At 32.3% G+C, this 23,891-nt stretch carries 27 protein-coding genes; 12 read left to right on the top strand and 15 right to left on the bottom strand.

What is annotated here, in order from left to right:
- Window positions 1-21: 21 nt before the first annotated feature.
- The 6 genes from ACX119_RS04975 (at window position 22) to ACX119_RS04950 (ending at window position 6,978) form a co-directional block, all read left to right on the top strand.
- Window positions 22-2,571, top strand: a complete 2,550-nt coding sequence (locus ACX119_RS04975) for a hypothetical protein (RefSeq protein WP_459350205.1) — start codon at window positions 22-24, stop codon at window positions 2,569-2,571.
- 76 nt (window positions 2,572-2,647) lie between these two features.
- The gene (locus tag ACX119_RS04970; protein ID WP_459350204.1) at window positions 2,648-3,343 is read left to right on the top strand and encodes an A24 family peptidase C-terminal domain-containing protein; all 696 of its coding nucleotides are present in this window, start codon (window positions 2,648-2,650) and stop codon (window positions 3,341-3,343) included.
- 75 nt (window positions 3,344-3,418) lie between these two features.
- On the top strand, window positions 3,419-4,378 hold the full coding sequence (locus tag ACX119_RS04965) for a TrmB family transcriptional regulator (RefSeq protein WP_459350203.1): 960 nt from the start codon (window positions 3,419-3,421) through the stop codon (window positions 4,376-4,378).
- Entirely contained in the window at window positions 4,375-4,791 is a 417-nt protein-coding gene (locus ACX119_RS04960) for a response regulator (RefSeq protein WP_459350202.1), read from the top strand. Before ACX119_RS04965 ends, ACX119_RS04960 begins: the two co-directional genes overlap by 4 nt.
- A 19-nt stretch (window positions 4,792-4,810) precedes the next feature.
- On the top strand, window positions 4,811-5,914 hold the full coding sequence (locus tag ACX119_RS04955) for a HAMP domain-containing sensor histidine kinase (RefSeq protein ID WP_459350201.1): 1,104 nt from the start codon (window positions 4,811-4,813) through the stop codon (window positions 5,912-5,914).
- A gap of 83 nt (window positions 5,915-5,997) precedes the next feature.
- Window positions 5,998-6,978, top strand: a complete 981-nt coding sequence (locus tag ACX119_RS04950; protein ID WP_459350200.1) for an SHOCT domain-containing protein — start codon at window positions 5,998-6,000, stop codon at window positions 6,976-6,978.
- Here ACX119_RS04950 and ACX119_RS04945 read toward each other — a convergent pair.
- The 7 genes from ACX119_RS04945 to aspS all read right to left on the bottom strand — a co-directional run bounded on the left by ACX119_RS04945 (window position 6,975) and on the right by aspS (window position 15,063).
- Window positions 6,975-8,333, bottom strand: coding sequence for a pyridoxal phosphate-dependent aminotransferase (locus tag ACX119_RS04945; RefSeq protein WP_459350199.1), 1,359 nt, complete (start codon window positions 8,331-8,333; stop codon window positions 6,975-6,977). The genes ACX119_RS04950 and ACX119_RS04945 overlap by 4 nt on opposite strands.
- A 69-nt stretch (window positions 8,334-8,402) precedes the next feature.
- Entirely contained in the window at window positions 8,403-10,328 is a 1,926-nt protein-coding gene (locus tag ACX119_RS04940) for an AMP-binding protein (protein ID WP_459350198.1), read from the bottom strand.
- Between the two features lie 35 nt (window positions 10,329-10,363).
- Window positions 10,364-10,627 carry a hypothetical protein gene (locus ACX119_RS04935; RefSeq protein ID WP_459350197.1) on the bottom strand — a complete coding sequence of 88 codons (264 nt, stop codon included), beginning with the start codon at window positions 10,625-10,627 and terminating at the stop codon, window positions 10,364-10,366.
- Between the two features lie 3 nt (window positions 10,628-10,630).
- Window positions 10,631-12,034, bottom strand: a complete 1,404-nt coding sequence (gene gatB / locus ACX119_RS04930; protein ID WP_459350196.1) for an Asp-tRNA(Asn)/Glu-tRNA(Gln) amidotransferase subunit GatB — start codon at window positions 12,032-12,034, stop codon at window positions 10,631-10,633.
- Window positions 12,031-13,476: an Asp-tRNA(Asn)/Glu-tRNA(Gln) amidotransferase subunit GatA gene (gene gatA, locus ACX119_RS04925; RefSeq protein ID WP_459350195.1), complete on the bottom strand. Its 1,446-nt coding sequence runs from the start codon at window positions 13,474-13,476 to the stop codon at window positions 12,031-12,033. The genes gatB and gatA overlap by 4 nt, the downstream gene beginning before the upstream one ends.
- The gene (locus tag ACX119_RS04920) at window positions 13,473-13,742 is read right to left on the bottom strand and encodes a hypothetical protein (RefSeq protein ID WP_459350194.1); all 270 of its coding nucleotides are present in this window, start codon (window positions 13,740-13,742) and stop codon (window positions 13,473-13,475) included. Before ACX119_RS04920 ends, gatA begins: the two co-directional genes overlap by 4 nt.
- 10 nt (window positions 13,743-13,752) lie before the next feature.
- Window positions 13,753-15,063: an aspartate--tRNA(Asn) ligase gene (gene aspS / locus ACX119_RS04915; protein WP_459350193.1), complete on the bottom strand. Its 1,311-nt coding sequence runs from the start codon at window positions 15,061-15,063 to the stop codon at window positions 13,753-13,755.
- 112 nt (window positions 15,064-15,175) lie between these two features.
- On the opposite strand from aspS, the gene ACX119_RS04910 reads away from it, so the two are divergent.
- From ACX119_RS04910 to ACX119_RS04900, 3 genes are read left to right on the top strand one after another with little or no spacing between them, the layout of a single operon-like run.
- A complete protein-coding gene (locus tag ACX119_RS04910; RefSeq protein ID WP_459350192.1) occupies window positions 15,176-15,355 on the top strand; it encodes a hypothetical protein in 180 nt (59 codons plus the stop codon).
- A gap of 56 nt (window positions 15,356-15,411) precedes the next feature.
- The gene (locus tag ACX119_RS04905) at window positions 15,412-15,630 is read left to right on the top strand and encodes a hypothetical protein (protein WP_459350191.1); all 219 of its coding nucleotides are present in this window, start codon (window positions 15,412-15,414) and stop codon (window positions 15,628-15,630) included.
- Between the two features lie 34 nt (window positions 15,631-15,664).
- Window positions 15,665-16,690, top strand: a complete 1,026-nt coding sequence (locus ACX119_RS04900; RefSeq protein WP_459350190.1) for a DUF1297 domain-containing protein — start codon at window positions 15,665-15,667, stop codon at window positions 16,688-16,690.
- A gap of 10 nt (window positions 16,691-16,700) precedes the next feature.
- Here the strand turns inward: ACX119_RS04900 and phnE are convergent, their stop codons facing one another.
- The 8 genes from phnE to ACX119_RS04860 all read right to left on the bottom strand — a co-directional run bounded on the left by phnE (window position 16,701) and on the right by ACX119_RS04860 (window position 21,580).
- Window positions 16,701-17,486 (bottom strand): phosphonate ABC transporter, permease protein PhnE, encoded by a 786-nt coding sequence (gene phnE / locus ACX119_RS04895; protein WP_459350189.1) that lies wholly within the window; start codon window positions 17,484-17,486, stop codon window positions 16,701-16,703.
- Complete coding sequence (locus tag ACX119_RS04890) at window positions 17,470-18,300, bottom strand: phosphonate ABC transporter ATP-binding protein (protein WP_459350188.1); 831 nt, start codon at window positions 18,298-18,300, stop codon at window positions 17,470-17,472. Before ACX119_RS04890 ends, phnE begins: the two co-directional genes overlap by 17 nt.
- A gap of 17 nt (window positions 18,301-18,317) precedes the next feature.
- The gene (locus ACX119_RS04885; RefSeq protein ID WP_459350187.1) at window positions 18,318-19,406 is read right to left on the bottom strand and encodes a phosphate/phosphite/phosphonate ABC transporter substrate-binding protein; all 1,089 of its coding nucleotides are present in this window, start codon (window positions 19,404-19,406) and stop codon (window positions 18,318-18,320) included.
- A 105-nt stretch (window positions 19,407-19,511) separates the two neighbouring features.
- Complete coding sequence (locus ACX119_RS04880) at window positions 19,512-19,862, bottom strand: ArsR family transcriptional regulator (RefSeq protein ID WP_459350186.1); 351 nt, start codon at window positions 19,860-19,862, stop codon at window positions 19,512-19,514.
- A gap of 9 nt (window positions 19,863-19,871) precedes the next feature.
- On the bottom strand, window positions 19,872-20,201 hold the full coding sequence (locus ACX119_RS04875) for an ArsR/SmtB family transcription factor (RefSeq protein ID WP_459350185.1): 330 nt from the start codon (window positions 20,199-20,201) through the stop codon (window positions 19,872-19,874).
- A gap of 105 nt (window positions 20,202-20,306) precedes the next feature.
- Window positions 20,307-20,498, bottom strand: a complete 192-nt coding sequence (locus tag ACX119_RS04870) for a hypothetical protein (RefSeq protein WP_459350184.1) — start codon at window positions 20,496-20,498, stop codon at window positions 20,307-20,309.
- Between the two features lie 120 nt (window positions 20,499-20,618).
- Window positions 20,619-21,350, bottom strand: coding sequence for a CbtA family protein (locus tag ACX119_RS04865; protein WP_459350183.1), 732 nt, complete (start codon window positions 21,348-21,350; stop codon window positions 20,619-20,621).
- Window positions 21,351-21,364: 14 nt separating this feature from the next.
- On the bottom strand, window positions 21,365-21,580 hold the full coding sequence (locus ACX119_RS04860) for a CbtB domain-containing protein (RefSeq protein WP_459350182.1): 216 nt from the start codon (window positions 21,578-21,580) through the stop codon (window positions 21,365-21,367).
- Window positions 21,581-21,728: 148 nt separating this feature from the next.
- Between ACX119_RS04860 and ACX119_RS04855 the strand changes: the two genes are divergently transcribed.
- The 3 genes from ACX119_RS04855 to ACX119_RS04845 all read left to right on the top strand — a co-directional run bounded on the left by ACX119_RS04855 (window position 21,729) and on the right by ACX119_RS04845 (window position 23,869).
- Entirely contained in the window at window positions 21,729-22,523 is a 795-nt protein-coding gene (locus ACX119_RS04855) for a response regulator (protein ID WP_459350181.1), read from the top strand.
- 69 nt (window positions 22,524-22,592) lie between these two features.
- Window positions 22,593-23,189, top strand: a complete 597-nt coding sequence (locus ACX119_RS04850) for a DUF4443 domain-containing protein (protein ID WP_459350180.1) — start codon at window positions 22,593-22,595, stop codon at window positions 23,187-23,189.
- Between the two features lie 35 nt (window positions 23,190-23,224).
- On the top strand, window positions 23,225-23,869 hold the full coding sequence (locus ACX119_RS04845) for a DsbA family protein (RefSeq protein ID WP_459350179.1): 645 nt from the start codon (window positions 23,225-23,227) through the stop codon (window positions 23,867-23,869).
- The last annotated feature ends 22 nt before the right edge of the window (window positions 23,870-23,891 follow it).

The raw sequence follows: 23,891 nt of genomic DNA, 5'->3' as shown, positions 1-23,891 counted from the left end.
ATATTCTTGATAATGGCCCTAGTGTCAAGTGCTCTGATAGTACCAGTACAGGCTCAAACAACCTCAGAATTTGGATATCAATTACACCCTGGAAAATTACTTGAAAATACAGAAGGAATTCTACAGATATTTGTAGAATCAAATGAGATGATGGTTCCTAGAGAAATTAATAATCCGAAAGCTATTAGTTCAGATAATTCAATTATTGAAATTTTAAGAATTGAGGATGGAAATGATGAATTTACAAAAAATGTTATAATTAAAGCTAAAAAGCCAGGAATAACAAGTATCGCATTAGCTGCCTCAGGCTTTTCATCTAAGGAAATTACATTAGAGGTTTTCAACAACAATAATTTTCCAACACAAATTTTAATGAAAGCCACACCTGAACTATTCCCAATAGATGGACCTAGGATAGGAAACATCGCAATAGAATTAGCAACAACTGGAGGCTTACCCACTAGAGCTTTTGAAGATGTAAAAATCAACATATACACTCCCAATGATGATGTGATAAAAATTAGAAATTCAGAATTAACTATAATGACAGGAGATTATTACGTAATAACTGAATTTGATATAATAGGTACAGGGGATGCAATAATATTTGCAGAAGTAAATGGAATGAAAAAAATAAGTAAAATCATAAATGTTCTTGAACCTAAAAAACCGCTTCAATTAAAATTATATGTTTATCCTGAAAATTATAATAGTTTTAGTGGAACAACGGGATATGCCATTGTACAATTATTAGATGGTGAGGGAATCCCAGTAATTGCTGAAAAAGATATTTCATTTAAACTAGGTGTTGAAAATCCAGATATTTCAATTAATTCGAGTCATGATTTTGAAGAAATTAATTTTGATAAAAAACAACTAGTGATTGAAAAGGGAAGTTATTCTACATATACAAAATTTTCGCCAAGACCAAATGTTGGAGAGTTCACCGAATCATTTGAAAATGAATATACTATGTTTATTTCAGCAAACAATATTTTAACAAATGATGCCACATTTACTGTTACACATGATCAAATCGGGGCATTAGAAGGAAAAGGGCCATCTATCACCAAAACATTACCATTTTTGACATCAGGAAAATCAGAGATTATCGCAGTTACATATTATGAGACAGATATTGAAGTATCCAGACAAACGGGTGGAAGTACACAGGGTAACACAAATAGAGAATTAGTAACTGTGACAGTCCCAGTACAAGCCAAAGAAAATCACGAGGTCAGTTTCTCAGCATCAGAATTAGACACGATTAATCCAAAAAATCCCACAATGAAAAAAGGAGAAAACGCTGTGATAGTATTCGGAGAAGCAGGGACAGTAGCACCTGAAACTCAAGTTAATTTTTATGTGACAGATAATGAAGGGGTAAAAACAGTAAATGGAAAACCAATTGGTCCAATTAAAGATCAAATTTCATTACTTGTCGAACCATTAATACCAATAATTTTAGCAGATAGTGAATTTCCAGTATTGGCATATTTGATTGAGGCAGAAGAAGATGAAGAAACCGAAATTGTTGTCGAAGATGAAGACGAAGAAGTAAATACAAGATTAGGAATTACCCCATTTATTGAAGATGGGATTTTAACATTTTCAGCAAATGATGACATTGATACTAATTCTCTAACAATTAAGAAAAACCAACCTTTTGTAAAAATGAACTTAATCTCAAAAGAAGTAGGAACAACAACTCTATCATACCAAATGAAAGGGTTTGAAGGAAGCACAGAAATCTCAAGTCAAACAACTGACCCTGCAGAAATTTATCTTGTTTTTCCAAAAAATGTTCTTACTAATTCTAACACATTAGCTACAGTTCAATTACTAGATTCGGCAAAAAATCCAGTATATGCAAATAAGGACATTCGGATACAATTAGTGTCAAACAATGAGCAAGTATTACAAATTCCAGATGAATTAACCATCAAAAAAGGAGAGTATTTTTCAACATTTGAATTAGGAGCATTAGAAGAAGGAAAAATCGAACTTGCGTTATTATCAGAAGATTTTGCATTATCAAAATATGAAATTAATGTTATAGATATCACTCCTGTATTAACATTAGATCTTCTTGGAACCTTAAATTGGGATGAAAGAATTGAAGCAAAGTTGAAAATAAGTATTCCAGAAATTGAAACTTCTCTTGCAGGGTTTGAAGTAGAATGGGTTACTGAGGGAGGAGAAGTTAGATCTTCAGAGACGATAACAAATAGTGAAGGCATAGCAGTTCTCAATATTATCGCAAATGATGGAGATACAGTATCAATCTCTGCCACAGTATCAGGAAATAGCTTAAATTCTGCAACAATACAAAAAACTGTCGAAATACTAAACGTCCCAGAAATAGAAGAGATAGTTGAAGAGGAATCGTCATCCTTTGGATTGCCATTAGATATGACAACCATGATAATAATTGTTATTCCAATCGGGATAGGAGCAGTATTATTTTTCTTAAAACGCACTGAAAGATTAGAAATGATAACTGAAAAAATTCCAATAGGAGATAAAATTGAAGGAATTAAAGAAAAGATTTCCGACATTCGAAATCGATGATTGTAAAAAACATGACAAAAAGTAAAGGGTTTTTGTTCAAATCATTTCAAATAAGATTCAAAAATAATTAGAAGTCATGATAGAGTTTCTAACAGACCTTAATGTTATTGGAATTGGGATAGCCCTAACTATGCTGATAATTGGCTCTCTAATTGATGTATGGAAAAGAGAAATTCATGATTATTATTGGATTGGTTTTGGAAGTGTTGGATTCCTACTAGTATTTTTAAATGAAAGCTTTGTCAATCACTTATTATTAATAGGATTTTCGTTAATCATAGCACCTTTTGTGATTTTGATTTGGAGGTTAGGTCTATTTGGAGGAGCTGATGCATTTGCATTAATTGTTTTAGCAGTAATAGCACCTATGGCAACATTTACAGAAAACATGATTACTCCATTTACAACATTATCAAATGCAGCAATTTTATTTGTGGTTCCATTTTTAATCAATATTTTCCGAAATGCATTTTCAATAGTTAAAGGAGAAAAAATATTTGAAGGATTTAATGAAAGTATTCTGAAAAAAATTACTGTTAGTTTAATGGGATATAGAGCAAAAAATCCAAAGTTTGGATTTGCTATTGAAAAAATTGTGAATGGTGAGAAAAAATTTGATATTTCACTCCATCATGCTGAATATCAAGAATTTTGTACTGTGCCTAATACTTGGATTACCCCTGGAATTCCCTATCTTTTACTAATCACTGCGGGGTTCATCATTCAACTATTCTATGGAGATATTCTAATATCACAATTTCTAGGCATGTAGATTTTTCCAAATTTTTGATCTGTAATATCCAATAACATACACCCGCTTATGTTACAATTCAATGTTACAACATTCATGACTGTTACAGAATCAGTTGAAGAAGGAATGTTTCAAACGGATAATCCAATTCATGAATTAAACAGAATGCTTGTTAGGTATGATCTAACCCCAAATCAAGCCAAAGTCTACCTATTTCTAAGTAAAATTGGCATCAAAACGGCATCAGAGATATCAAAGGCATTAAAAATTCCAAGAACTGAAACATATCATCTATTATCAACATTACAACAAAAGGGGATAATTTTTTCTGTTTTTGGAAAACCAACGAAATTCAATGCAGTGGGAATCGAAGAATCGCTTGAGATTCTAATTAATAATGAAAAGAAAAGGTTAAACGAATTAGATACAGGTAAAACTAGTCTTATTAGATTATGGAATATTATTCCAAAATATGGAGAAAATGAAGAATCGGAACAAAATAATAAATTCCAATCCCTTCAGGGACGAAATTCAATCCTAGTGAAACTAGAACAAATGATTAAAGAATCAAAAGAAAATATTTTAGTTTTGGGAACAGAAGCTGATTTTAAGAGATTTTACTTTACAGAATTTACAGAGTTGCTAAAAAAGACAAAATCAAGTCTGAGAATTCTTACAGATATTTCAGAAAATGCACCACATATTTTTGAAAATATACAGCCTAAACAAGTCAAAAAAATAGAAGACAAAAGCAGAGAGGATTTTTGTTTCATCATAAAAGATGATAGCGAGGTAATTTTCTTTATCAGCGATAATCAAGTTAAAGACATGCTAGCAATTTGGACGGATTCAAAGGCGTTTGTAACGACATTGAGATCGTTATTTAGTCTAGTATGGAAAAAATCCCACCACATTCATGAAACTGATGCGGAATCATTATTAGGTTCAGAAATAACATATGAACACAGACTGCGAGAAATAGAACAAGAAAAAATTATTTTAAACTACCTCAAAGAGAATTTTCAATTAACCGATAACGGAGTAATGAATAAATGAACAATACAGATAATCTAAAAAGCAAGCAAAAAGAAGAGATGAAGAATATGGAAATACTAATCATAGACGATAATGAGCAAATCACAAAAATGCTGACAACATTCTTGGAGTTAAAACAACATAAATGTACAGTAGCAAATGATGGTAAAGAAGGACTCAGTATAATTAAAGAAGGCAGACATGATGTAGTTTTACTTGATCTAGCAATGCCAGAATTTGACGGTTATTCGGTAATCAAAGATTTAGAAGAAAACAACGCCCTAAAAGATCACAAAATCATAGTTTTCACAGCTTCCACGGTTACTAAAGAAGAATTAGATGGATTAGTAGATAGAGGAGTAACTGCCTATATCCTAAAACCAATCGACATTGATCAATTACTATCAAAAATTACTGAAGTTGCAAACTCTTAATCCAAAGAGGAACAACTAGATGCTACCAATTAAACACACGCTATTTTTGGTATCTGGTGTTTCTAGTTTCATTATTTTCTATATGGGACTTGTAAATTATCTAACATCAGTTGATAAAACAACAGGATTGATTTTATTAGCATTCTCAGTATTTGTTGCAACTGGCACTCTCTTAGGAACAGTTTACATTTCAAGGAGTATAACAAAGCCAATAGAAAAACTTGCACAAAGAATGACAGAGTTCTCAAAGACAAACAAAATGTCAGAAAAAAATCAAATCAAAACTAATGTTAAAGAGATTTTTGAATTAAATGAAAATTTTGAGAGTATGGGAGATAAAGTAGAAAAGACCATCGAAGTTCAAAAAGAATATGTAGATAAATTAAAAGACATGGATAGAAAAAAAGTAGAATTCTCTTCTATGGTGTCCCATGAATTAAAAACACCACTTGTTCCAATTTTAGGATATGTTCAAATGCTACAAAAAGAAGAAATGTTTGGAAAATTAAATTCACAACAAAAAGAAGCCGTAGATGAGATTTACATATCAACAGTTAAACTTCAAAGATTAGTAGGGGATATTTTGACCACTCAGAAATTAGATTTGGGTAAATTAGATTTCAAAGAGGAGAGCATTGATGTATCATCAATGCTAAATGATGTAATCAAAGAATTCACACCAGTTGCAAATGATAAAAAGATCAAACTAGTCATGGAATTTTCTGGAAATATGACTATAACAAGTGATAAAGATAGAATCAATCAAGTGTTTTCAAATTTAATAAAAAATGCAGTAGATTTTGTTTCCACTAAAACAGGAATTATTAAAATCGGAGCTAAAGAGGAAAAAGATTCTATTCTGTTTTATGTTCAGGATAACGGTCCCGGCATATCTCGTGAAAATCAAAAAGATATTTTTAGGAAATTTTATCAGATAGACACATCTTCGAGTAGAAAACGAAATGGAAGTGGTTTAGGATTAGCAATATGTAGAGGAATTACAGAAGGACTAGGCGGAAAAATTTGGGTGGAGAGTGCTGAAAATGTGCAAACAACGTTTTATTTTAAAATACCAAAGAAATCAATAAAGGTTTCAATAAACACAGATATTGCAAAAAATTAGATTTTATCATTTAACCTTTACGTACAACAAAACTGGATGAATACTACGCGTCTCTTAAATTAAAAAATCTTCATGTATAATCATTGAATAAGAAAATGTATGAGGCTTATTCATTGGGAATAATTGGGTTATTAGTGTTATCTGTAACATCATCAGCATTTGCAGAAGTCTCTAGCATTCAAACAGATTCACAATTATTATTGAAAGGTGAAAAAATAACAATCTCGGGAAATGTACATGATGGATCAAATGGATTAGTTACAATAGTGATTAGAGATTCTAATAATGAATTCGTAATGCTTGCTCAAACTATGATTGCTGCAGATAATTCGTTTGAAGAATCAATTGAGATTAATGATGATTTTACCACATATGGGATGTATAGCGTAATGGGTTTTATTCATAATATGACACAAGGTGTTGAGACAAATTTTGTAATATCACAAATCAGAGAAACCATAATTCCAATAATTGAAAAAAACGAAGAAGAGGTAAATGAAAAAGATGAAAACATACTAGAACAAGGTTCGAAAGAAAAAACCATTGGAAAAAAAATTGAAGATGATTCATCTCAAGTAATTGCGGATTTTGTAGATACTACAAAAGATCCTCAATATTATATCGACAGATACTATAATGAACAATCGTACAAATCTTGGTTTGATAGAAATTATCCTAACTTGACCATCGAGGAAGCAGTAGGATTAGAATCAAATCATAGAATTAATGAAGAAAAAATCACAGATTTCATTGACAATGAGATTATTCCTAAGGCACAAGCAACCTCAATTGTAGAGTCAGATCTAGATCAAATAGATAATTCAGATATTGTACAAACATCACTAGCAGTTGCAGGTTTGGGAATACTATTTGGTGCAGTATATGGCGTAAAAAGAAAAGCTGACGATAACTCTAGGCAAATATCCATTAATAGGAATACAATTAGGAAAAAACTAATTTTGCCAATTATTGGTTCAACCCCCAAAGAAGTCCTTCAAATGAGACTAGTTAAAGGAGAAATCACATTAGAAGAATTTGATAACTTAAAATCAAAATTAGACTAACTGGTAGTAGTCAAGGATTTTGTCTGAGCAGTTACTTTGTTAAGAGATTTTTGTTTTAGATCATCAAAAAATTTGTGAATCATTTGAATTCCTGAAACAACTTTAGTGGCATTATTCTTTACAAACTCTTCTCTTTCAGACAAAGATTTTGGTTTTTCATCCAGATAATTCTGATATACCTTTGCCCCATCATAATCTACATATGCTATTCGTGCACTAAAATCAGTTCTCTCTAAAACTAAACTATCCCCGCCAACAATAGCAGTGTGATATGGATGAACAATTAATGCCTCAGATAATTTTTGTGATGTTGAAATCTGAACATTTTGCAAATCATTTGCAAATGCATTAAAATCAGCTAAAAGATAAAATGTCGAATCAGGTTTTATTATTTTTACACCCTCAATTGCAGTCAATTTATGATATGTATATTCACCCATTATTTGATGAATACTTCGTGTCACCTGAAAGTATTCATCCATTTCTTTGCTAATTTCAAATCCGGCCACTGCAGCATGTTGAATGGGGGTAGATACTGCAGTGTACTCTGTAGCAAGAATTTTTTTAAATTGTATTTTTAGATCAACAGCATGCTGTGGAAAAATAACATATCCTAGTCTATATCCTCCTGCTGCATGAGATTTTGAAAGTCCATTTGTTACAAAAGTTCCTTCAGGGTATATTTTTCCCATGCTGACAAATTTTGTAAAATCATATGTTGTTAATGCATAAATTTCATCTGAAATTACTGTAATGTTTTGCTCTCTGCAAACATCGGCAATTTCTTCTAACTCAAGTCTATCATATAGTAGCCCAGTCGGATTATTTGGATTATTCAAGATAAGGATTTTTTGTCGGTCTTGTAGTCTCAGTGCCAGTTTTCGGAGATCATTTGGAGAAATTTTTCGATTAGCACGAGTTGGCAACATGTGATAATTTTTTTTCAAAAATCTAATTTGTGGTAAATACCCTAACCAAGCAGGTGTTGGAAGAATTACAGTCCCGTGTAAAATCTCTAAAAGATTAAAGATCAACTCCTTGGTTCCAGGACCAACATAGATTCTCTTCGGATCAATATCCATTCCAAAATAGTGTTTGTTATATTTTGAAACTGCATTACGTAATTCAGGAATGCCTGGAACTGCAGCATAAGCGCCTTTGTCTGCATTTTTTATTAACGCCTCTTGAATTAGTTTTGGAACTGGAAATGGTGATTGGCCAAAGGCAAAACCATAAAATCCAAAACTACATTCAGGATGAGGGCAGTTTGAGTGAAATTCTTGTAAGAATGTATTTAATTTGAGATTTTCAGGCATCTCAATGTCTTCAACCTGTTGGTCAACTACAAATTTCAAAGATAGATTTCATAAGAGTTCATTTCAGATATAAAGGTTAGAACTAGAATAGTTTGAAAGCAGATAGATTTAGGTAATTTTCTTTATCTCATCAAGAATCATTGGATTTTCTAAGGAAGAGAGATCACCTAGTTCCTTTCCTAACAATTTTGATTTTAATAGCCTCCTCATAATTTTTCCAGTCCTAGTCCTTGGTAAATCAGATAAGTGGATTATAAGTTTAGGTCTTGCCAACTTGCCTATTTTAGAAGTAATGTATTCGGATATTTCGGATTCTAAATTATTTGTGGATTTTTCTGAAACAAAAAATACTACAATTGCCTCTCCAGTAATTTCATCTGGAATTGCAATAGATGCAGCATCAGAAATTTTAGGATGAGATATTACAGTATGTTCAATTTCAGCAGTACTCATTCTGTGACCTGAGACATTGATCACATCATCTGTTCTGCCACGCATATACCACAAGTCATCATTATCTTCATAAACATAATCCCCATGAAACCAAACATTTGCAAATCTAGACCAATATGTCTCAAGATATCTTTTATCATCATTTAGTAATCCTCTAGTCATTGCAGGCCAGGGAGATTTTATTACAAGAAACCCATTTTCATTTTTAACAGATGCGCCTTCTTCATTTACAACATCTAAATTCATTCCAGGAACTGGAATTCCAACAGTTGATGGTTTTAACTTCATTCCTGGAAATACCGAAAGCATTGCACCACCAATTTCAGTACCACCAGATAAATTCATAATCGGAATTTTTTTCTTGCCAACTTTTTCAAAGAGCCACCACCAAGAATCTTCATCAAGTGGCTCACCAGTTGTAGGGATGTTTTTGATTTTATCCAAATTAAAAGATCTTAGAGGTTCAACATTATTTTTTTTAAACAATCTCACAGCAGTTGGAGATATTCCAAAAATTGTTGCGTTATAATCAGATAGCATTCTCCAAATTCTATCTGTATGTGGATAATCAAGTGCCCCATCATAAATCACTGCACTTGCACCCATCATTAGTAATCCGTACACATTCCATACTAGACCAGTAATCCACCCAATATCAGCTGGCCAAAACAAGACATCATCAAATTTTGTATCAATTAGATATGCAGATTGATGCCCAGCAAATACAGAAAAACCTCCATGCGTGTGAACCACGCCCTTGGGATTTCCAGTTGTTCCAGATGTATACAAGATAAACAAAGGGTCTTCAGAGTCCAGAATTTCAGTATCACATTGATTGTCTTGTATGGATACTAATTTGTCATAAAAAATTATTTTGTCATCACTATGATAGTTATCAATTTTCTTGTAAGGTACAACTATGATCTTTTCAACAGATGTTTTCTCTGTTGCAGTAATTACTATCTCTTGTTGTGATACAGGTTTTCCTTTTCTATGAAATCCATCAGATACAAAAAGAACTTTGGCATTACAGTCTGCTAGTCTTACATGTAAAGAGTCAGAGCTATATCCTGAAAAAATTACAGTTTGAGTAGCACCAATTTTTGCAGATGCCAGAATTGCTAAGATTGCCTCTTCAATCATTGGTAAATAAATTGCAACTACATCACCTTTTTTCACACCAAGCGATTTTAATCCATTTGCAAGTTTTGAAACTTTGGAATCTAATTCAGAATACGAAACGGATGATTTTTCCCCGTCCTCAGATTCAAAGAAATATGCTATTTTTGTAGGATCAGATTTTGAAAATTTTTCAACAGAAGATTTGTAAATATTGGTTTTGCCATTAACAAACCATTTTGACCATGCGATTCCTTTTGAAGAATCAAGAACACAAGTGTAAGGTGAATCCCATACAACACCCACATCTTTTTCAACTGATTGCCAAAACCATTCTAAATCATTTTTTGCCTTAATTGATAACTCTTCAATTGATGAAACTCCAAGTTTTTTCATAAATTTTGCAATATTTGATTCCTGAATTTGTTTCTCAGTTGGAAAAAAAGCAAAATCAGACAACATTCTATTCTAAGAAAAACAATCAGCGTAAATAGATTTTATGAAATGTCTATACCAAGCCGTCGAACACAGGCAATAGCTGCCTTTCCATCATCTTCAGTTATTCCTGCTTTTTCAAATTTCTCAGTCAACTCTGTGCTAGTTTTCATGGTATTTTCGATATAATACTCTCTTAGAATTACACCTATCTGGGAATCAAGCCTGTTTTTGGTGGCATCATTCATTCCTTTCTCAAGTATTGAGGCATCAGAATTTGCAAGAATTTTGATAAATTCTATATCTTCAAGGGATAAATCATCCATAATTCATTCAATCTGTTTTTTAAGTAAATCAAGAGTCAATGTAGGGTCTGCTTTACCTTTTGTTTTTTGCATCACCTTTCCTACCAAATAATTAATGGTTTGTGGATTAGTCTTTGCTTGCTCAACTGCTTGTGATTCTTCAGATATTACTTGATTAACTATTTCAAGTAATTCTGATTCATCAGATACATTTCCAAGATCAAGATCAGAGATGACTGTTGACAAATCTTTTCCAGTTTTAACAATTTCATATAATGCATTTTTTGCAGAATTTCTTGAAATATTTCCTGATTGAATTGTGTTTGCCAAATCACTCAAATGTTTGGGAGTAATTTTTGATTTTTCTCGTTTTTCTCTAGTATCCACTAATCCCATTAGATCAGTAGTGATAATATTAGCAATCTCTTTAGCATTTGATTCATCATGAGATTGTTCAAAAAGATCAGAATAGAACTTGTCTGAAGATAAAACATCTGCAACCTGAGTTGGAATTTTATATTTTGTTACATATCTTTCTTTTTTAGAACTAATACTTTCAGGCATGTTGGATTTTAATTTATCAAGTGTTTCTGAATCAATTTTAACCCAAGGAATATCACCTTCTAGAAAATAGCGATAATCAAGGTCTTCTTCTTTTGAGCGAGATGAAATTGTAATTTTTCTTTTATCATCCCAGTGTCGAGTTTCTTGAATAATTTCAATATCACGTGAATGGAGACTTTCTTGTCGTGTAATCTCAAAATGAACTGCTTTTTCTAAATCATGAAATGAGTTAATGTTTTTAATTTCAACTTTATTTCCGCCTTTAATTGAAACATTTGCATCAGCTCTCATTGCCCCCTCCAAAGAAGGATCAGATACACCAAGATTTTCAAGTAGATCTGATAAGATGTTTAGAAAGTCTCTTACTTGTTTTGGGCTCTCAAAATCAGGCTCAGTAACAATTTCAACAAGTGGAGTCCCAGCACGATTGTAATCAACTAGAGTTATTTGATTTTTTGACGAACTTCCTTCATAAATTAGTCTGCCTGGATCTTCTTCTAGCTGTATTCTAGTTATTCTGATTTTTTTATCTCCAACCATAATAGAGCCAGAACCGCCAATGCTAGTATCACCATAGATGTTTAATTGAGTAATTTGGAAATTTTTAGGCAAATCAGGATAAAAATAATTTTTCCTAAAAAAGGCAATTTTTTCCGGAGTAGAACAGTTTAATGCCATTGCAATCATAGTTGCTTTTTTTACTGCCTCTTGATTTAGTCTAGGTAGACTACCTGGCAAACCCATACAAACGGGACAGATATTCTCATTAATTTCAAAATCTCTATAGTTTGCCTTGCAGGAACAAAACAATTTGCTTTGCAGATTTGTTAATTGACAGTGAATCTCTAAACCAATCATAGTCATATTGGAACCTCTGGCAGACTCACTACTTTCTCAAGTGCATGTCCCGCTTGTAATAGTAATTTATCATTCATAGAATCAGCCATCAATTGAATTCCAATTGGCAAGCCATTAGAAATGCTAAAAGGAATTGAAATTGCAGGTTTTCCTGTAAGATTGGCAGTTACGGTGTTAATGTCAACGAGGAATAATGATACAGGATCATCGATTTTCTCACCAATCTTAAATGGTAAAATTGGAACAGTGGGAGAAATCAAAAGATCATATTTTTTGAATGCTTCATTTACTTGTCGTGTTAATTTACTTTTGACTTTTAGTGCCTTTAGAAAATATTTTCCAGCTTGTCCTGCAGATGGAACAAAACCGCCAATAATCATTCTCCTTGTAACTTCAGGTCCAAAGTTTTGTCTTGCTTTTGAAATGTATGAATTAAACTCATAGCCCTCAACTGGAAAATCATAGCCATATCTCAAATTATCATATCTTGCCAAATTGCTTCCTGCTTCTGTTGCAGTAATTGTATAGTATGCAGCAACAGAATATTTCACCATGTCAAGGGATACTTCTTCGCAAACTGCACCAAGACTTTCTAATTTTGATACTGCCTGTTTTGTTGCAGATAAAACTTCAGGTGCTATTCCATCACCAATCATCTCCTTGATAATGCCAATCTTTTTTCCTTCTATCCCAGAATCAATTTCTAAAAGATAATCTTCATTTTGATTATCTACTGTAGTGTTATCATTAGGATCAAGTCCTGAAATAATATTTAGCATAAAAGCAGTATCTTTAACAGTTCTAGTCATAGGACCAATCTGTTCAATGCTGTTTGCATATGAAATCAAGCCAAATCTACTAATCAGCCCATAAGTTGGTTTGTATCCTACAATGGAACAAAAACTAGCAGGATTTCTTACTGAACCACCAGTATCTGAACCCAAAGAAGCAATACATTCCAGAGCACTTACAGAAACGGCACTACCTCCGGAAGATCCTCCTGGAACATGTTCCGTATTCCAAGGATTTTTGCTTGGACCAAATGCACTAAATTCAGTTGTTAGCCCCATAGCAAATTCATCAAGATTTACTTTTCCTACAAATATCGCATCTTGTTCTTTGAGTTTTGTAATTACTGTTGCATCATAAGGTGCAATAAAATTCTCTAGCATTTTTGATGCACATGTTGTTTTACTATCTTTTATGCAGATATTATCCTTAATTGAAATTGGCATTCCAAAACAATCCCCTACCTTTTGATTTGATTTTATTTTCTTGTCAATTTCACGTGCTTGATCAATTGCGGATTTGTTTACATCTAAAAATGCATGAAGGGCATCATCAATTTTTTGAATTCTCTCCAAAGTTGATGCCATAAAATCCTCAGCAGAGATATTTCCAGATTTAACCTCATGTACAAATTCAAGGGCAGAGATATTTAGATTCATGATGACATCTTTGGTGCTCGTATATAGGTTCCTTTGTAGTGATTTAGTTTTTCAATTAATTTATCTTCAAATGGGATGAATTTGTCCTCACGTAAATTTAAAATGGAAATTTCCTGCATTGAAATTTCTTCAGATTCTACTCCTGCTGAATCTAAAATATCAAAAAAGTCAATCATTTTATGAACTTTATCAACATATTCTTTATGATCATCAATATTTATTTTCATTAATTTTGAAACACGTTCAATCTCTTCTTCAGTAACCATTCTTTTTCACCTAAGGTGTCAGCCTGTCAACATCTCTTGGATAAAATGTTACATCTCTAATATTTTCAGTTCCAGTAAGGGCCATGATTAGTCTCTCAAGACCAATACCACAGCCTGCGTGAGGAGGAACACCATAATCAAAGGCACCAAGATGATACTCAAATGCATCTGAATTCATTCCCTTGTTTTTCATTCTCTCTGCTAGTTCGTCACGTTTTTCAATTCTTGTACTACCAGAAGACAATTCAAGATCACCAAACATTAAATCAAAGGATTCAGAAACTTTGGGATTGGATTTGCTCTCCTTTACGTAAAATGGTTTAGGAGCAAGTGGCCAATCTTTGATAAAATAAAACCCTTCAAGACCAATTTTTTTAAGATTTGATGGATACAAATCATCACCCCATTCAGTTTTAGCTCCAGCCTTTTGCATTCTATCAACCAAATCATCATACGAGTATCGTGGGATTGTCTCTGGAATTTCAGGAATAATAAATTCAGTGTTAGAATTATTTTTTGAGTAATTTACAACAGTTTTTACAGAAATTTTTATGATTTCTTCAATCCTATTCATGATATCATTGTAATCAACAAATGCCTCTTCAAGGTCTATCGAAATTGCTTCAGCTAAATGACGATTGGTTCTTGATGGTTCTGCTCTAAAAATTGGTGCAATCTCAAAAACTTTTTCAAAACTCATAGTAAGTTGTTCTTTGTACAATTGGGGGCTTTGAGCTAAGAAAGCTTCTTTGTTGTAATAAAATATTGGAAATAATGCAGCGCCTCCTTCAGTAGCAGTAGCAATCATTTTTGGAGTGTTAATTTCTACAAATTTTTCAGAATTAAAATAATCTCTTATTGATTGCAATACAAAACTTCTGGTTTTGAATATGTGTTGAAGAGTATCACGTCTTAGATCAATAGGTCTTACCTCAAGTCTAGTGTCAATATTTTTTACAGTTTTTGCAGTAGGCTCAAAAGGAGGGATTTTTTCAACCTCTGAGAAAACTCTCAATTCTGTCGGAATTATTTCAAATCCACTAGGTGCCTTATCTGATGATTTTACTTTTCCAGTAATTGCAATAGAGGAATGCGACTTTAGAGAAGATATTTTTTCACGGATATCATCAGGACAATCTCCTTTTTTTGCAACAACTGAGAAATCTCCATTTTTATCACGAATTGTGGCAAAACTGATATTTCCATGGCCTCGAATTGTCAAAACCCATCCCATCAAAGTTACAACGTTTCCATCCATAGAAGGAGAAATTTCATCAGAATAATGAGATCTACGTAAATTTCCTAATTCAGTTTCAATCATAATTTACTTTATTCCATATTTCATGGTGTAATTAATTTTTATACAAAATTATGCACTAACGCCCTAATTTTCATAATGCTTATAGCCAGCAAAAAATTCACTTCAAAACAATATGGATATTCTAATTGGATTAGTGATTGCAATGTTCATAATTACTGCAGTATATGTTGGATTTCATGCTGCAGACAAACCAGCAGAGGTAGGAGGACACAATATTTCAACAGATTTAGAAATATTAGATTATGAAACACAAGTAATCAAGGTTCTAAAAATAAATGAATTGAAAAAATAAGTCATTTAGAGAATATAGCCGGATTTATATTAAATTGAGATAAGAATCATAAAATCATGGCATTATCAGACAAGGAGAAGATTATTGCAATAATTTCAAATGGGATAGCTGTTTTCTCACTACTCCAAGAAAGAGATGAATTGCCAAAAAATACTACAATGTATGATTTTATTTTAAAAGTAGTACCTGAAAATATCAAATCAGAGTTAAATATAGAATTAATTGATGAAGTTTTTCAATATGTTTCATCAGCACATGGTTCACAGAACATTTAGTTCATAAAGTACAGTTTTCTATGAATAACATAAGATGGCTTCAGTTGCAACATTAGGATCTCACTGTTCACTACAAGTTCTAAAAGGAGCAAAAGATGAAGGTCTAAAAACAATTCTTGTTTGTGAGAAAAAGCGTGAGAAACTCTACAAGCGATTTCCATTCATTGATGAATTAATCTTGGTTGATTCATTTAAGGAAGTATTAGATCAAAGATGCCAATCAATACTTGAACAAAACGATTCGGTTCTAATTCCACATGGAACCCTAATCGCACAAATGAGTTCTGAAGAAATTGAATCGATTAAAACGCCAGTTTTTGGAAACAAATGGATTCTCAGATGGGAATCAGACAGAGAGATGAAAGAAAAATTAATGAGAGAAGCAAAACTTCCAGTTCCAAAACCAGTAAATGCTCCTAAAGATATTAACAAATTAGTCATTGTCAAACGTCAGGGCGCTGCAGGAGGAAAAGGATATTTTATGGCAGCCAATGAAGAAGATTATAATAAAAAAAGAAATCAGTTGATTTCAGATGGAATTATTTCAAAAGAAGAATCACTTTACATTCAAGAGTATGCTGCAGGAGTTTTAGCATATTTACAATTTTTTTATTCTCCATTAAATGAAGAGTTGGAATTCTTTGGTGTGGATCAAAGACATGAATCAGACATCGAGGGGTTGGCAAGAATTCCTTCTGAACAACAACTCAAATCAAACAAAGTTCCATCATTTAACGTAATTGGAAACAGTCCACTTGTGTTAAGAGAATCACTATTAGATGAAGTATACACAATGGGTGAGAATTTTGTTGAAGCTTCTAAGAGAGTAGTGTCACCAGGAATGAATGGTCCGTTTTGTATTGAAGGAGTGTATGATGAAAATGCAAAATTTACATCATTTGAATTCTCTGCAAGAATTGTTGCAGGAACAAACATCTACATGGATGGTTCACCATACTACTCACTATTATTCAACGAGTCTATGAGTATGGGTAAAAGAATTGCACGTGAAATAAAGACTGCATCTGAATCCAATCAGCTTGATAAAATTACTACATAGTTTAGAATTTTTATTTTGCAGAAACTTCCATACCATGTTGAGATTTTACGATATACTTGTCTCTAATCTTTACACTTGCCCAATCAATTATCAAAACAGTCACCAATACCACTAGCATAAAGACAGCGGCTTTTCCATACTCAAAGAATTTAATATAATTAATTATGTAAAATCCAATTCCACCCGCACCAACTAATCCCAAAATACTGGTTTGACGTACGTTATAATCAAACATGTATAACATCTGACCAAGTAAATGTGATGCAGATTCTGGAATTACTACATATCTAATCAATTGCCATTTTGATACACCCATTGAGCTAATTGCATCCATCGGATCTGAATCAATGGTTTCAATTACCTCGTATTGTAATTTTGCGATAAATCCAATTGTATACATGATAATGGCCAAAACACCTGCAAATGGACCAAGTCCAACCATTATTACAAAAAGAATTGCCCACAAAATAGAAGGAAATGTTCTAGTTGCTGCCAGTAATGCACGAACAGGAGCATAAACATATTTGCTATTCAAATTTCTTGCTGCCAACATACTAAGAGGTAAAGCTATGGCTACTCCGACCAAAGTTCCAATAAATGCCATTTGAATGGTTTCAACCATTGCCCAAAGAGCTGTTGGAATATACTTTGGCTCAACTGAGACCATTTCTTCAATAACAATTGCCATGTTTGGCAAACCCTCAACAAATTCAATTGGATCTGCCCCCACATTGTAGGATGCAACAACTAACAATGCAATAATTATTCCAATAATGATATTATTTTTTGGAGTCATCAGAATACATCTCCATTATTTCATCTCTAGTCATATCTCCTGTTTGAAAATCAACAATAGAATCACCTTCTACACCTATCTCTAAAATTTTTTCACCTTCTTTAATTACTGCAACTCTATTTGCATATTCTAATGCAAGATGTATATCATGATGAACCATTATAGCAGTTAAGTTCATTCTCTTTTGTGCTTCACTAATCAAATCCATAATTTCACGTGCAGTTACATGATCTAATTCAGAGACTATCTCATCAGCTAACAGTATTGTTGGATGTTGCATTAATGCTCGTGCTATTGCTACCCGTCTCTTCTCACCACCACTTAGCATGTAGGCTTTTCTGTTTTCTTTTCCAGAAAGACCTACTTGTTTTAGAATTTTTTTTGCTTCTTGAATTTCTGATTCAGGGAATTTTGAAAATAAGGATTGAAATTTATTTAATCGAGGAAGAGCGCCAAGCAAAGTATTTTCTAAAACAGTGATATTTTTTACAAGACCCAAGCTTTGAGGGATATATCCTATAGTATGCATCATTTTTTTGAATTTTTTATTATTAACATTTGGAGAAATATAATCTACTTTTATGGTGCCCTTACTTGGAATCATCATGCCATTCATTAGTTTGAGTAAGGTTGATTTGCCAGATCCCGATTGACCAACAATAGCATAATTTGCACCCCTGTCAATTGACATGTTAATTTTCTCTAATGCAAAACTTTTAGAATCATATGAAGTCCATACATTATTCATTTGAATAATTTTTTTAGTTGAAATTAATGAAAAAGAAGAGGTTTTGGTCATCTGAATTTGTTTCATTTCCAGATTTCCAGTTTTTATTTGCTCTTGTTGTATTTATCTAGAATTAGTTGATCAAGCCCAGTTAAGGAATCAATTAACTTTCCAAAGTCACCAATATGCATAGATGTGGTGGTTGGAACTAGTGCTTCAGCACCATACAAATCGGTTAAGATTGAGTTGTTTTCATCATAATTGAGTTCAATTAGAGAATCAACTAATGCATCTCTGGTTGCATCAGACATATCTGATGATACCATAAACACATGGGATGGTACTGGTCCAATTGTTGTTACTGGACGTAGTTTTACTTGATCTTCTAATTCAAGGTATTTTTGTGGAGCAATATCTGAACCAAATGCAACATCAACATTACCATTGAGAAGCAATTCTAGTGCTGCCTTGTAGCCACCTGCAAAAGTATAACTTTCAAAATTCTTTGCAAGGGCAGATTCTAAAGCAACAATATCATCACCTTCAATTGTAACATAACCTTCAGTAACTATTGTTCCCATAGGTCTGACAAAACCAGATGAACCAGTTATACTAGTGAATGCTACTTTTTTGCCAACCGTATCCTCTAATGATTGAATGGAATCATTATCAGCTAAGGTCCAAACTGTTGCCTGATAATTTACTTTACCTGCAACAAGTTCTGCCAATACAGCTTCAGCTCCTGTTCTTTGATGAGTGATCCAAGCAGGGCCTGTATCCATAAATGCAGCATCAATATGTCCAAATCGCATTCCCTCAATAATGGTTTCATAGTTTGTTGGGACAACTATTTCAACATCAATTCCAAGTTCTTTTTCTAGGAATTTCTCAAGAGCTTGTGCTTTTGGAGTTAATTCATCAGCTTTTTCAACTGGAATGAATCCAATTGTGATTTTATCCACATCTATAGAATCTGATTCAGATGAAACATCAATGATGTCATTTTCAATTAGGAAAGTAATTCCATTTAGAAAAGTTGCATCATCTACACTTCCTTCAGCCCACCATGCAGCATTGGTTTTAATCCATTCTGGAATTGCACCTTCTGCTTCAACATTTTGTGCCAAAGAAATTGTTGTAACACTGACTGCGGCGACTAAAGCAATCAGGGTTAGAATTTTTTGTTGTTTCATGATTACAAAAAGATTAGGACCAGCTAAATTATTTAAACCAATTTTTCATTCCAAATACCCATTCCAAATCTATAGAATGAGAATATGTTTATCAAAATGAGGTTTTTACTGATTAGATTTTGGATTCGATGTGTTTGGATATAGATTCAAACTGGGTTCTAAGTCATCTAAAGTGATTTCAACCTTGCCTATTCTGCTACGATAAAGTTTAATTTTTTTACCCTCAGGCGAAATGATGTATCTATCAACTTCAGCAAGAGCTATATCTTCCAAAGTGGATAATGTTTTGTATACAGTAGAAAGGGAAATCTTTAGTTCTTCTGCAATTTGAGTGGCATCTTTTGATTCATTTTTTACTGAAAACAATACGGCTCTTGTACAAACATTACTTAGGCATTCTATTATTTTCTGAGTAATATCAAACTCAGATAATTGGATAATGTTTGGCTTACTCATTGTTATCCATTAGTTTGGAATTAAAGTTAATACAGGTTCAGGTTTGCGAATGGAGATATCTGCTTTACTGATTCGACTTCTATAAACTTTGAATTTTCTACCTTTATCAGATAACATCCATTTTTCAACTTCAATAAGTGTGAGTTCCTCAAGATCTGCCAATTTTTTATAGACAGAGCTTAGTGGAATTTTCAGTTTATCAGATAGTTCAGCAGCTGTGTTTCCTTTTTTAATTATGGAAAATAGAATTGCACGAGATTCAGAATCAGCTAATGCTTCTATTACTTTTTGAGTGATATCATATTTTTTTAATTGGGGCAAGGTTAATCGTCTTGACATGCAAATTGGAAAAATGAATTACGTCTATTTAAACGACATGTTTTTGTTCTCATTCCATAGACTTGGAATAAAAACCCTAAAAATTAAAATTTATTTAATATTTTCTTACCTTAACCAACAATCATGGTCTTTTCTATTTTTTCTCTTAACTCCATCATGGAACTCAGGTAATGTTTTAAGGTAATTCCTAAATCGCTCTTTTTGTATTGCCATTTGTAAATCAATAATGGTTCTTTCTTCGTTAATCCTCTTTCTTGCTTTTTGTTCTGGTGTTCGAACTCTCAAAACACATTCCATTATTCTATAATCACCAAAATACAACTTAAAATTATGTAATTATTCAATATTACAATTAATTTACAATATGTTTTTGTGCCTATTTCTAAATTAAAACATACATCAAAAGATTAGGAAATATCAATTGTATGATTTTGTGGTTTCAAGATTAAGTTTCAGTCTATTCCAGAGAATTCCAAGTATAACACCAACTGATGCCCAAAATGAGCTGACACCAAGAACGGACATAATTCTAAATTCTGTTACTAAGTTCATAGGAGCTGTTATTTCATCAGGATTTTCAGGCATTCCAAAAAATACTGCGGAGATAAAAATTCCATACCCAATTAATGCAATGAATTTTTTTCGTTCTTTGAATTTTTTTGAGATTTTATAAAATACCAGTGCACCAATTCCAGAAATTGCAATAAATGAAAGATAAAGAATTGATCTTAGAATTACAGTATCTGCATCACCTACTGTTGGAGGATTTGCAGGGTATTTGAGAAATGGAATAAGATAGAGTGTAAACCACATTATCCCAGACAAAACAATTGCTTTTTTAACATCATTATTGCCAGGCAATGAATTTCTAGATAATGCATAAACGATTCCAAAAAGAGAACCAACAGATACACCTAAAATAATACCAGCTAAAATTTGTCCACTTTTTTGCCACACCCTATACCCTTCATATTCTACCCAAAATTCTGGCGTGTCTTCAGCTTCTCCAGATGCAAAAAGATTTTGATTTTCTAATCCTATTGCTTGATCTAAATATGGCTCAACAATTGCAAAATTCACAGTTCCATGAACTAAACCTGCAAACGCACCTGAAATTAAAACAATTATGATAAAAAGGGATGTTTTCATGATGTTAGAAACTCCTAATGACAGGGAAATCCTGCTGCATGTCTCATATCATGAGTGAGTTCATGGATGTAAAGTTCAGTAAATGCTTGCTCACCATAAACTAGACTGAAAATATGTCCTTGATCAAATCCTACAACAAATAATCCTGCTGCAAAGATAATGGCTAATGCAACTATTGCTAGTTTGGATACACCGGATTTGGACACATTAATTTGTCTTGATTCAGACATGATTGAAAGCAATTACTGAATGTATTTAAGCTCTTGGATGATTTATCCAATTTATAAGAAGGTCTTAAAATAGGCTCAAAATTATTTGTCAGTTTAAGATCTAACATACTTGTGTTTTTGTTACAATTTTTGATTATATTATTACAATATGGATACAACGAGAACAAATCAGAAAGAGAATCAGAAAGAGAATCAGTATGAGAATAAGATTTCAGAAATTATTCAATCAGCATTAATTGATCTCTATGGAGTAAATGGATACAAGTCAATCATGGTAACAATGATAAAAATTTGTGGAAAAACTGAAAAAGAAATTATTACAAATTATGAATTGTTTGCAGAATTAATTGAAGGGATTTATGGAAGATTAGGAGATTCAAAAATATTAGATCCAATAAAGTTTGAAATCAATAAAATAGGTCTAGAGAATATTAAACAAAAAGAAAAACCATCAAAGAAAAAACCAATGAGATTATTAATTGCAGATGATGAACCGCTAATTCTAAAATTATACAGTACTTGGCTTGAACTCAAAAACAGAGAAGTGATAACAGTTGAAGACGGTCAAAAATGTATTGACGTATACAAAAAAGAAGTGAAAGAGCACCAATCAAAGGATTACTTTGATGTGGTAATTTTAGATCAAAAAATGCCAAAGAAAACAGGAGTACAGGCAGCAATAGAGATATTACAGATAAACCCAAATCAAAGAATAATTTTTGCATCAGGATACGTAGAAAAAGCACTAATGGATGCATTGACAAAACTAAACAAAGCAATAGAGGTCTTAGAAAAACCATTTTCATTAGAAAAACTAGATAAAATGATTAATGAAACTACAATTTTTGAGAAATTAGAAAAAATCAACATCAATCAGGAGGAAAAAGAAGTATCTGAAAAATTGATTGAAGTAATGGAAATACTGAAAAATCAGAATTATTAAATTTCAGAATAGGTTTGATTCATTGGTAGAAATCATCTGAAAAAAAATATTCAAATTTTACAAAATATTGTGGCTAGAAAGGGTTCTAGTAAAGTACTGACATTTAGTATACCACATGTGTTCAAAGCATTACAATTGCTAACAAATGAAAAATTTGTTAGCAGGGCAACATTCTGTAAGGAAATTCAAATGGGGGAGGGGGCTGTTAAAACCTTAATTTCACATCTGAAAGAAGCAAAAATTATCGATTCTACAAAATCAGGAAGTTTTCTAACAGATAAAGGGAAAAAATTATCCAGACAATTTCAAAAAACTATTCCAAGAGAATGTAAAGTAAAACAGTCATCGTTAATTCCTGGAAAGAACAACCATGCCATTTTACTAAAAAATTATGTTTTTTCAATCAAATCAGGATTAGAGCAGAGAGATTACGCAATAATGTATGGGGCTTCGGGATGCATGACAATTCTATTTGAAGGGAATCGATTTATTTTTCCAGGGGAAGAAAAAGATTGCTTTGCTAATGACGAAAATACTAAAGAGCATTTATTGAAAAACCTACAACCAGACGAAGGAGATGTAATTATAATTTCATCATCAAATGATCCATTCATCGCCGAAATATCTGCAAAAAATTCAGCACTGTGGACATTAGCAGTAAATTAGCGAAGATATTTACTTGAAATAGATTTTATTTGAACATGTCAAAGATTTATCTTTTATCCATACCATTAATCATTGGAATAATTTCGGGTTTAATTTTAGGAGTTTTTCCTGAATCAGAAAACGATTCAAAATTATTTACAGCATCAAAATTAATAGAAAATGGTTCACCGATTTTAGGGGACTCTAATGCACCAATTACAATTTTAGAGTGGGGAGATTATCAGTGTACATTTTGTTATAAATTCCATCAAAATACTTTGGACACCATAAATGAGGATTTCATAAAAACAGGCAAAGTCAAATTAGTATTCAAAGATTTCCCACTGAATGGTCCAGATTCAGTATTAGCTGCACAATCTGCTTTCTGTGCAAATGACCAAGACAAGTATTGGCAATATCATGATGAATTATACAAAAATTGGGGCGGAGAACGAACAGGTTGGATTACTAGAGAATCACTCAACAATTTTGCAATTACAGTGAATTTGGATTTAGACGAATTCAACAAATGTCTTGATGAGCAAAAATATAAAAATAAAGTAAATTCTCTGTATGACTTTGGAAGAGAGATCGGAATTGATGCAACTCCCTCATTTTTGATATTTAATGATCATAATATTATCAAAATTAGGGGAAATCAACCATTAGAAGTATTTCTAAAAACATTTGATGAGTTGTAAATTCAAAGGTAAATCAATCAAA

The organism is Nitrosopumilus sp. S4, from assembly GCF_054515835.1.
This window is presented reverse-complemented; position numbering and strand designations above follow the sequence as displayed.

What these genes read in the sequence shown, in the direction of transcription:
- ACX119_RS04970 (WP_459350204.1), top strand. Translation starts at nt 2,648, where the DNA reads ATGATAGAGTTTCTAACAGACCTTAATGTTATTGGAATTGGGATAGCC.
- ACX119_RS04965 (WP_459350203.1), top strand. Translation starts at nt 3,419, where the DNA reads ATGACTGTTACAGAATCAGTTGAAGAAGGAATGTTTCAAACGGATAAT.
- ACX119_RS04960 (WP_459350202.1), top strand. Translation starts at nt 4,375, where the DNA reads ATGAACAATACAGATAATCTAAAAAGCAAGCAAAAAGAAGAGATGAAG.
- ACX119_RS04955 (WP_459350201.1), top strand. Translation starts at nt 4,811, where the DNA reads ATGCTACCAATTAAACACACGCTATTTTTGGTATCTGGTGTTTCTAGT.
- ACX119_RS04940 (WP_459350198.1), bottom strand. Translation starts at nt 10,328, where the DNA reads ATGTTGTCTGATTTTGCTTTTTTTCCAACTGAGAAACAAATTCAGGAA.
- ACX119_RS04935 (WP_459350197.1), bottom strand. Translation starts at nt 10,627, where the DNA reads ATGGATGATTTATCCCTTGAAGATATAGAATTTATCAAAATTCTTGCA.
- gatB (WP_459350196.1), bottom strand. Translation starts at nt 12,034, where the DNA reads ATGACTATGATTGGTTTAGAGATTCACTGTCAATTAACAAATCTGCAA.
- gatA (WP_459350195.1), bottom strand. Translation starts at nt 13,476, where the DNA reads ATGAATCTAAATATCTCTGCCCTTGAATTTGTACATGAGGTTAAATCT.
- ACX119_RS04920 (WP_459350194.1), bottom strand. Translation starts at nt 13,742, where the DNA reads ATGGTTACTGAAGAAGAGATTGAACGTGTTTCAAAATTAATGAAAATA.
- aspS (WP_459350193.1), bottom strand. Translation starts at nt 15,063, where the DNA reads ATGATTGAAACTGAATTAGGAAATTTACGTAGATCTCATTATTCTGAT.
- ACX119_RS04910 (WP_459350192.1), top strand. Translation starts at nt 15,176, where the DNA reads ATGGATATTCTAATTGGATTAGTGATTGCAATGTTCATAATTACTGCA.
- ACX119_RS04905 (WP_459350191.1), top strand. Translation starts at nt 15,412, where the DNA reads ATGGCATTATCAGACAAGGAGAAGATTATTGCAATAATTTCAAATGGG.
- ACX119_RS04900 (WP_459350190.1), top strand. Translation starts at nt 15,665, where the DNA reads ATGGCTTCAGTTGCAACATTAGGATCTCACTGTTCACTACAAGTTCTA.
- phnE (WP_459350189.1), bottom strand. Translation starts at nt 17,486, where the DNA reads ATGACTCCAAAAAATAATATCATTATTGGAATAATTATTGCATTGTTA.
- ACX119_RS04890 (WP_459350188.1), bottom strand. Translation starts at nt 18,300, where the DNA reads ATGAAACAAATTCAGATGACCAAAACCTCTTCTTTTTCATTAATTTCA.
- ACX119_RS04885 (WP_459350187.1), bottom strand. Translation starts at nt 19,406, where the DNA reads ATGAAACAACAAAAAATTCTAACCCTGATTGCTTTAGTCGCCGCAGTC.
- ACX119_RS04880 (WP_459350186.1), bottom strand. Translation starts at nt 19,862, where the DNA reads ATGAGTAAGCCAAACATTATCCAATTATCTGAGTTTGATATTACTCAG.
- ACX119_RS04875 (WP_459350185.1), bottom strand. Translation starts at nt 20,201, where the DNA reads ATGTCAAGACGATTAACCTTGCCCCAATTAAAAAAATATGATATCACT.
- ACX119_RS04870 (WP_459350184.1), bottom strand. Translation starts at nt 20,498, where the DNA reads ATGGAATGTGTTTTGAGAGTTCGAACACCAGAACAAAAAGCAAGAAAG.
- ACX119_RS04865 (WP_459350183.1), bottom strand. Translation starts at nt 21,350, where the DNA reads ATGAAAACATCCCTTTTTATCATAATTGTTTTAATTTCAGGTGCGTTT.
- ACX119_RS04860 (WP_459350182.1), bottom strand. Translation starts at nt 21,580, where the DNA reads ATGTCTGAATCAAGACAAATTAATGTGTCCAAATCCGGTGTATCCAAA.
- ACX119_RS04855 (WP_459350181.1), top strand. Translation starts at nt 21,729, where the DNA reads ATGGATACAACGAGAACAAATCAGAAAGAGAATCAGAAAGAGAATCAG.
- ACX119_RS04845 (WP_459350179.1), top strand. Translation starts at nt 23,225, where the DNA reads ATGTCAAAGATTTATCTTTTATCCATACCATTAATCATTGGAATAATT.